Annotated in this window: 8 protein-coding genes and 1 pseudogene; 7 read left to right on the forward strand and 2 right to left on the reverse strand. The window is 67.4% G+C overall.

What is annotated here, in order from left to right:
* The 5 genes and pseudogenes from JHD82_RS28105 to JHD82_RS28125 form a co-directional block, all read left to right on the forward strand.
* Positions 1–482: pseudogene (locus JHD82_RS28105) on the forward strand (protocatechuate 3,4-dioxygenase); the annotation flags it as partial.
* 82 nt (positions 483–564) lie between these two features.
* Positions 565–1,524 (forward strand): Gfo/Idh/MocA family oxidoreductase, encoded by a 960-nt coding sequence (locus JHD82_RS28110; RefSeq protein WP_199140135.1) that lies wholly within the window; start codon positions 565–567, stop codon positions 1,522–1,524.
* Positions 1,525–1,575: 51 nt separating this feature from the next.
* Positions 1,576–2,460, forward strand: coding sequence for a 4-hydroxyphenylpyruvate dioxygenase (locus JHD82_RS28115; RefSeq protein ID WP_199140137.1), 885 nt, complete (start codon positions 1,576–1,578; stop codon positions 2,458–2,460).
* 77 nt (positions 2,461–2,537) lie between these two features.
* Positions 2,538–3,434, forward strand: coding sequence for a sugar phosphate isomerase/epimerase (locus JHD82_RS28120; RefSeq protein ID WP_065346192.1), 897 nt, complete (start codon positions 2,538–2,540; stop codon positions 3,432–3,434).
* A gap of 72 nt (positions 3,435–3,506) precedes the next feature.
* Entirely contained in the window at positions 3,507–4,532 is a 1,026-nt protein-coding gene (locus JHD82_RS28125) for an aldo/keto reductase (protein WP_199140139.1), read from the forward strand.
* Positions 4,533–4,548: 16 nt separating this feature from the next.
* On the opposite strand, the gene JHD82_RS28130 is transcribed toward JHD82_RS28125, so the two are convergent.
* Together JHD82_RS28130 and JHD82_RS28135 are read right to left on the reverse strand one after the other, a co-directional pair.
* A complete protein-coding gene (locus JHD82_RS28130; protein WP_233174929.1) occupies positions 4,549–4,986 on the reverse strand; it encodes a DUF4440 domain-containing protein in 438 nt (145 codons plus the stop codon).
* A 17-nt stretch (positions 4,987–5,003) separates the two neighbouring features.
* Positions 5,004–5,774 (reverse strand): IclR family transcriptional regulator C-terminal domain-containing protein, encoded by a 771-nt coding sequence (locus JHD82_RS28135; protein WP_012206241.1) that lies wholly within the window; start codon positions 5,772–5,774, stop codon positions 5,004–5,006.
* Positions 5,775–5,960: 186 nt separating this feature from the next.
* Between JHD82_RS28135 and JHD82_RS28140 the strand changes: the two genes are divergently transcribed.
* Together JHD82_RS28140 and JHD82_RS28145 are read left to right on the forward strand one after the other, a co-directional pair.
* A complete protein-coding gene (locus tag JHD82_RS28140) occupies positions 5,961–7,355 on the forward strand; it encodes an MFS transporter (protein ID WP_199140143.1) in 1,395 nt (464 codons plus the stop codon).
* 48 nt (positions 7,356–7,403) lie between these two features.
* Positions 7,404–8,154 (forward strand): shikimate dehydrogenase (locus tag JHD82_RS28145; RefSeq protein WP_199140145.1); only part of this gene is annotated, 751 nt, incomplete at its 3' end.

The following is an 8,154-nucleotide window of genomic DNA, read 5'->3' on the forward strand; positions in this document are numbered from 1 at the left end:
CGCTGTCGCTGATGTGCGGCCAGCAGGACGCGCGCACGGGCGCCTGGCCCTGCCCGGTGATTCCGTTTGCCGTCAACGTGGTGCAGTACCCCGTGCCGTCGGGCCAGCGCTGCTTCAACCTGGGCCGCGCCATCCGCCGCGCCGTGGAAAGCTTCGACGAAGACCTGAACGTGCAGATCTGGGGCACGGGCGGCATGAGCCACCAGCTGCAGGGCGCGCGCGCCGGCCTGATCAACAAGGAGTGGGACAACCGCTTCCTGGACCTGCTGATCGAGAATCCTGCCGGTTTGGCCAAGATGCCGCATATCGACTACGTGCGCGAGGCCGGCTCCGAAGGCATCGAGCTGGTGATGTGGCTGATCGCGCGCGGTGCCATGGCCGATGTGGATGGCCCCGCGCCGCTGCCCAAGGTCAACCATCGCTTCTACCATGTGCCCGCGTCCAATACGGCCGTGGGACATCTCATCCTGGAGAACGGCTGAGGCCCCCACGTTCATCACTGCGTGTATTCACTGCCCCCCGAGGGGGCCTTCGCCTCCTTGAGGCGGCTCTACGGAGACTCATATGAGCAACAAGACCATCAAAGTCGCCCTGGCGGGCGCCGGTGCCTTCGGCATCAAGCACCTGGACGGCATCAAGAACATCGACGGCGTTGAAGTCGTCTCCCTGGTGGGCCGCGAGCTGGCCAAGACCCAGGAAGTGGCCGAAAAGTACGGCATCCAACATGTGACCACCGAGCTGGCCGACAGCCTGGCCCTGCCCGAGGTGGACGCCGTCATCCTGTGCACGCCCACGCAGATGCATGCCGCCCAGGCCATCGAATGCCTGAAGGCCGGCAAGCATGTGCAGGTGGAGATCCCGCTGGCCGACAGCCTCAAGGACGCCCAGGCCGTGGCCGATCTGCAAAAGCAGACCGGCCTGGTGGCCATGTGCGGCCACACGCGCCGCTTCAACCCCAGCCACCAGTGGGTGCACAAGAAGATCGCGGCCGGCGAGTTCAACATCCAGCAGATGGATGTGCAGACCTATTTCTTCCGCCGCACCAACATGAATGCGCTGGGCCAGGCCCGCAGCTGGACCGATCACCTGCTGTGGCACCACGCCGCCCACACCGTGGACCTGTTCGCCTACCAGGCCGGCAGCCCCATCGTGAAGGCCAACGCCGTGCAAGGCCCCATCCACCCGGAGCTGGGCATTGCCATGGACATGAGCATCCAGCTCAAGGCCGCCAATGGCGCGATCTGCACGCTGAGCCTGTCGTTCAACAACGACGGCCCGCTGGGCACCTTCTTCCGCTACATCGGCGACACCGGTACCTACATCGCGCGCTATGACGATCTGGTCAACGGCAAGGAAGAGAAGATCGACGTTTCCAAGGTTGATGTCTCGATGAATGGCATCGAGCTGCAGGACCGAGAGTTCTTCGCCGCCATCCGCGAAGGCCGCGAGCCCAATTCCAGCGTGGCCCAGGTCCTGCCCTGCTATCAGGTCCTCCATGATCTAGAGCAGCAACTGCAGGCCTGACCCGCCCGGCGAGCCGTCGCAGCGCACCATGTTTCCATCCGGAGTACCGCAATGACCGATTCCTCCTCCAGCAGCCGGGAAGACGTGCCCGAGGCGTCCAATCGCCTCGGGATCGGCGGCATAGAGTTCATCGAGTACACGACCAGCCAGCCCCAGGCCCTGGGCCAGGTGCTGGAGGGGCTGGGTTTTCGCCCCGTGGCGCGGCACCGCTCGCGCGAGGTGACGCTGTACCGGCAGGGGGACATGAACCTGGTGGTCAATGCGGGCGCTGCCGATGCGCTGGCCAATGCCGCCTCGGACGGGCAGCCCGTCATCTCGGCCGTGGCGCTGCGCGTGCAGGATGCCCTGCAGGCGCATACGCGCTGCATCGAGCTGGGGGCCTGGGCGGCGCCCAGCCAGGCCCAGGCGATGGAGCTGCACATCCCGGCCATCCACGGCCCGGGCGGCAGCCGCTTCTACTTTGTCGATCGATGGCAGGAGTTCTCCATCTATGACATCGATTTCAAGCCCATCGCCGGGGCCGATCCCCATCCACCGGCGCTGGCCGGCCTGGGCTATTTCGGCGTGGTCCAGTACATAGGGCGTGGCCGCAGCGCCGACTGGATCACCTACTTCGAACGCATGTTCGACTTCCACCTGCTGCCCGACGCGCAGCGCTTCGGCATCCTGCCCAAGGGCAAGCTCATGCGCAGCCCCTGCAAGCGCTTCCTGTGGCAGCTCATCGAGCCCGATCCGGGCCTGGAGTGGGACGACATGCCCGAGCGCCTGCAGCGCATCGGCCTGGGCACCACCGACGTGCCTGGCGCCGTGCAGGCGCTGCGCCAGCGCGGCGTGGAGTTTGTGGAATCGAGCCGCCTGCACCCCGATGACCGCGGCGCGCTCACGCGCAACGCCATGGGCACCGTGGTGTTCGAGCTGGTGCACCGCGACGCCTAACGCGAAACTTAGTGCGACGTCTAGCGCGCCGCCGTCCGATTCAACCGCCGATACACACAACGATCCTGGAGGGCAGCATGGGCTTGCTGGACAGCTATGGCATGGACACCATCACTCTGAATGGCTCGCTGGAGGCCAAGCTCGACGCCATCCGGCGCGCGGGCTTCACCCAGGTCATGCTCAGCGCGCGCGACCTGGCCGGCCACCCGGGCGGCGTCAAGGCAGCGGCGGCGGCCGTGCGCGCCAGCGGCCTGCGGCCCACGGGCTTTCAGGTGCTGCGCGACTTCGAGGGCCTGTCCGACCACCTGCACCACTACAAGGTGGACATCGCCAAGTCCATGCTGGAGATGTGCGCCGAGATCGGCAGCCCCGTGCTGCTGGCCTGCTCGTCCACTTCGCGCCATGCCACGGGCGATCTCGACGTGATTGCGCGCGACCTGCGCAAGCTGGCCATGCTCGGCATTCCGCTGGGCGTGAAGATCGCCTACGAGGGGCTGTCCTGGGGCCGCTCCGTCAATGAGTTCACCACCAGCTGGGACGTGGTCTGCCGTGCCGACACGTCCAATCTGGGCATTGGGCTGGACTCCTTCCACATCCTGGCGGCCAAGACGCCGCTGGACGCGCTGGAGCTGATCGACCGCGACAAGATCTTCCTGGTGCAGCTGTCCGACTTCATGTGGCACGACGCGCCCACCTTCGAGGAACGCATGGCCACGGCGCGCACCTTCCGCGTGTTCCCGGGCGAGGGCGTGCACAGCGAGCGCCTGGCCGACCTGGTGCTGCGCCTGGACCGCCTGGGCTACCGGGGCGACTACAGCTTCGAGGTCTTCAACGACGACTACCAGCAACTGCCGCTGGACACCGTGGCCGAGCGCGCGCGCCGCAGCGCCCTGTGGCTCAACGACGACGTGCTGCACCGGCCCGTGCCGCTGCCGGCCTGGGCGCGCACGGGCGTGCGGGGCACGTCGGTTTGACGGCAAAATGGGCCTTCGACATTGCAAGGGAGCGCTGGCCGCTCCCTTGCTTCTTTTCCCTGTGAGAAAACCATGACCAACCTGTCCACACGCCACCTGGGTCCCTTCTCCGTCAGCGCCGTCGGCCTGGGCTGCATGAACCTCAGCCACGCCTATGGCCATCCGCCGTCGCCCGAGCAGGGCAAGGCCGTGCTGCATGCGGCGCTGGACGCCGGTGTCACCCTGTTCGACACGGCGGCGCTGTATGGCTTCGGTGCCAACGAATCCCTGGTCGGCCCCGTGCTCAAGTCCCACCGCAACCACATCACCCTGGCCAGCAAATGCGGCATGGCCGGCGTGCGCGGCGAAGACGGCGTGGTGCGCCGCGTGATCGATGGCCACCCCAGGACCCTGCGCCGCAATTGCGAAGACAGCCTGCAGCGCCTGGGCACCGATGTCATCGACCTCTACTACCTGCACCGCTGGGACCGCCGCGTGCCCATCGAGGAATCGGTGGGCGAGATGTCGCGCCTGGTGGAAGAGGGCAAGGTGCGCGCCCTGGGCCTGTCCGAGATCGGCGCCGACGCGCTGCGCCGCGCCCATGCCACCTTCCCCATCGCCGCGCTGCAAAGCGAGTATTCGCTGTGGTCGCGCAATGCCGAGCTGGGCACGCTGCAGGCCTGCAAGGAACTGGGCATTGCCTACGTGGCCTTCAGCCCGCTGGGCCGCGCCTTCCTCACCGGCAAGCTCCAGGAGGTCGAGGGCCTGGTCAAGGGCGATATCCGCGCCGCCATGCCGCGCTTCGCGCCCGAGGCCTATGCGAAGAACCTGCAGCTGCTCGCGCCCATGCAGTCCATTGCCGAGCGCGCCGACTGCACGCTGGCCGAGCTGGCCATCGCCTGGGTGCTGCACCAGGGCGAGCATGTGATTGCCCTGCCGGGCACCACCAGCGTGGACCACCTGCACGAAGACCTGCGCGGCGGCGCCGTGCGCCTGGATGCGGCCCTGCTGGCTGAACTGGACGACCTCTTCAAGCCCGAGCGCATCCAGGGCGACCGCTATGCCGTGGCCTCGCAGCGCGAGGTGGATACGGAAAAGTACGCGTTCGAGACCGTCTGAACACGCCGCAGGCCGCTCATGGCATGGATGCGGCCAGGTCGAATGGCGCCGTGGGCGTGCCCTGGTGGAAGCGCATCTGCCAGCCCAGGGCCGTGCGCAGCCAGACCGAGGAGCGCAGCGTATGCCGGCCGGCCGTTCCATCCTCGGCCACGCTGGCCGAGCGGTAGGTCAGCAGCGCGCTGTCCGGCCCCAGGCGCGCCAGGGCAAAGCCGCCTGACACCAGCCGGGCAGGGGCCTGTGCTGGCAAGGCGGCCACCAGGCTGTCCACGGTGGCGGCCCGGTCGTGCACGCCGCCCGAGCGGCCGAATTCCAGGAAGTCTTCATGCAGCAGCGCCTGCAGCTGGCCTGCGTCCGATCGCAGCTGCGGATCGTGCAGCCGCACTTCCAGTGCCTGCAGATGCTGCAGCAGACGGTCGTCGCCGCCAGGCATGTCCAGGTCAGGAAGTTGCGCCATGGCCATGTTGTTCACCATCAGATCAGGTCCCGCATGGCCTGCGCCGTCTCGCGCAGCATGGGCAGCACGCGCGCCACGGCGTCCTTGCCGGTTTCGCGGCCCATGGGCATGGTGATGTTGAGGGCGCCTGCCAGCGCGCCGTGGCGGTCGCGCAGCGGCACGGCAATGCCGCGCGAGTCCAGGTTGAGCTGCTGCTCGCACAGCGCCCAGTCCTGGGTGCGGATCAGGGCCAGCTCGCGGCGCATTTCGGCGGGGCAGGTGATGGTGTGCGAGGTGAAGACCGTCAGCGCGCGGTTGTCCAGCCAGTGCTCCAGCTCGGCGTCGCTGCGCATGGACAGCATCAGCATGCCGGCCGCCGTGACCTGGGCCGGCACGCGTGCGCCCAGCACATAGCCGGTGTTCATGTTGCGGTTGGGGCCGTTGCGCGCGATGTAGACCACCTCGTCGTCGTCCAGCACCGCCAGGTAGGCGGTTTCATGGGTGCCGGCCGCCACGCGCTGCAGGAACGGCTGGACGATGCGCGGCAGCCGCGCCGACTCCAGGTACGACTGCCCCAGCCGCAGCACGCGCGGCGTGAGCCAGAACAGCTTGCCGTCCCCCGCCACGTAGCCCATGTGCTGCAGCGTCAGCAGGTAGCGCCGCGCGGCGGTGCGCGTCATGCCCGTGCGCTGGCCGGCCTCGGCGGCCGTCATGCGCGGGTGGGCGTCGTCAAAGGCTTCGATGATCGATACGCCGCGTTCCAGTCCGGCAATCCAGTCGCGCTGGGCGAGGGTGGAAGGTGTTGTCATGGCGAGCTTGAGTTTTCCGTATTAACCCTGGGTGCGTGCGATTATCGAACAGCGCGGTGCGATCAGCGCACATGCCTTTCGAAATTGGCTTGGGCGCATCCATAGGCGGGAACTACATTTTTTACATCCCGCTGGCCTGGCCGCAAGCATTGAGCCGGGGCCTTTTCTACATGGAGGAGACAACACATGAGCGCAACCCCGATACACACACAGCCCACCGGGCACCAGCCGCGCAAGGCCGCTACCAGCGGCTGGATAGGCTCGGCCCTGGAGTACTACGATTTCTTCATCTACGCCACGGCTGCGGCGCTGATCTTTCCGCAGATCTTCTTTCCGCAGGGTGATCCGGCGATTGCCATCATCGCCTCGCTGGCCACCTATGGCGTGGGCTATGTGGCGCGGCCCATCGGCGCCTTCGTGCTGGGCCACCTGGGCGATACGCACGGGCGCAAGCAGGTGCTGGTGTGGTGCATGTTCCTGATGGGCTTTTCCACCATCGCCGTGGGGCTGCTGCCCACCTATGACCAGGTTGGCCTGTGGGCGCCCGCGCTGCTGGTGCTGATGCGGCTGATCCAGGGCTTTGCGGTGGCTGGCGAGATCTCGGGCGCCAGCTCCATGATCCTGGAGCATGCCCCGTTCGGGCGTCGCGGCTTCTTCGCCAGCTTCACGCTGCAGGGCGTGCAGGCCGGACAGATCCTGGCAGCGGCCGTGTTCCTGCCGCTGGCGCACTACATGCCCACCGAGCAGTTCAACAGCTGGGGCTGGCGCATTCCCTTCATCCTGAGCTTCGTGGTCATCATCGCGGGCTGGATCATCCGCCGCGAGGTCAACGAGACCCCGGCCTTCACGGCAGCAGGCCGCAGCGAGGCGCGTCCGCGTTCGCCCGTGGTCGAGGCCTTCCGCCACCATTCGCCCGACATGCTGCGCGTGGTCTGCATGGCGCTGATGAACGTGATCCCCGTGGTGGCCACCATCTTCGGCGCGGCCTATGCGGTGCAGCCCGCCTACGGCATCGGCTTCGCCAAGGACATGTACCTGTGGATTCCCGTGGTGGGCAACATCGTCGCGGTGCTGGTGATCCCCATGGTGGGCAACCTGTCCGACCGCATCGGCCGGCGCCCGCCCATCATCTTCGGCGCGCTGCTGTCCGGGCTGCTGGCCATCGGCTACCTCTACGCCATCAGCACGCGCAACATGCCGCTGGCCTTTGCCATGTCCATCCTGATGTGGGGCGTGGTCTACCAGGGCTACAACGCGGTGTTCCCCAGCTTCTACCCCGAGCTGTTCCCGACCCGCACACGCGTGTCGGCCATGGCCATCTCGCAGAACGTGGGCACGGCCATCACCGCCATGCTGCCCGCGCTGTTCACGGCCGTGGCGCCTCCGGGAGCGCACAACATCTGGCTGACCGTGGGCCTGATCGCCTTCGGCATCACCGTGGTCGCAGCGCTGGCCGCCTGGAGCGCCCGCGAGACCTACCGCGTGCGCATGGAAGACCTGGGCGAGGCCGGTGCGCAGCCTGTGGACGCCGCCGAGTACGAGCGCCTGCGCACCCAGGCCCTGGCCCAGTCCGGCCGCTGAATTTCACACGCCACATTCCGCCAACCCAAGCATCCGAAAGCCCAGAGAATGATTTCCGGAAAAACCACCCTCATCGCGCACATCGGCGATCCCACCGAGACCTTCAAGTCGCCCATGATCTACAACCCGTGGTTCGACGGCCGGGGCATAGACGCCTGCGTCGTGCCCATGGGCGTGAAGGCGGCGCATTTCGCGCCGGACTTCGCGGCCATCATGCGTTTCACCAACCTGCGCGGCGCGCTGATCACCATGCCGCACAAGGTGTCCGTGGTGGACCTGGTGCACGAGGTCACGCCTGCCGTGCACATTGCAGGCGCATGCAATGCCGTGCTGCGGCGCGAGGACGGCTCGCTGCTGGGCGACCAGTTCGACGGCGCGGGCTTTGTGCGCGGCGTGCTGCGCAAGGGGCGGCAGCTGCAGGGCGCGCGGGTGCTGATTTCCGGGGCAGGTGGCGTAGGGTCGGCAATTGCCGCCTCGCTGGCGGCAGCCGGCGTGGGCGAGCTGATGCTGTTCGACACGCGGGATGAGAGCGCGCAGGCCCTGGCAGGGCGGCTCGCTGCCTACTACCCGAGGATGAAGGTGGGCACGGGCTCCAGGGACCCGCAGGGCTTCGACGTGGTCGTCAACGCCACGCCGCTGGGCATGAAGGCCGATGACCCGCTGCCGTTCGATGTACAGCGCATTGCGCCCACCACCTTTGTGGGCGAGGTGGTGATGAAGTCCGAGTTCACGCCCCTGCTGCGCGCCGTGCGAGACAAGGGCTGCGACTTCCAGGTGGGCACGGACATGCTGTTCGAGA

It is taken from the genome of Delftia sp. ASV31, assembly GCF_016428765.1.
Lineage (GTDB): Bacteria > Pseudomonadota > Gammaproteobacteria > Burkholderiales > Burkholderiaceae_C > Comamonas > Comamonas acidovorans.

Coding starts and splice junctions, on each gene's coding strand:
- JHD82_RS28110 (WP_199140135.1), top strand. CDS start 565: ATGAGCAACAAGACCATCAAAGTCGCCCTGGCGGGCGCCGGTGCCTTC.
- JHD82_RS28115 (WP_199140137.1), top strand. CDS start 1,576: ATGACCGATTCCTCCTCCAGCAGCCGGGAAGACGTGCCCGAGGCGTCC.
- JHD82_RS28120 (WP_065346192.1), top strand. CDS start 2,538: ATGGGCTTGCTGGACAGCTATGGCATGGACACCATCACTCTGAATGGC.
- JHD82_RS28125 (WP_199140139.1), top strand. CDS start 3,507: ATGACCAACCTGTCCACACGCCACCTGGGTCCCTTCTCCGTCAGCGCC.
- JHD82_RS28130 (WP_233174929.1), bottom strand. CDS start 4,986: ATGGCGCAACTTCCTGACCTGGACATGCCTGGCGGCGACGACCGTCTG.
- JHD82_RS28135 (WP_012206241.1), bottom strand. CDS start 5,774: ATGACAACACCTTCCACCCTCGCCCAGCGCGACTGGATTGCCGGACTG.
- JHD82_RS28140 (WP_199140143.1), top strand. CDS start 5,961: ATGAGCGCAACCCCGATACACACACAGCCCACCGGGCACCAGCCGCGC.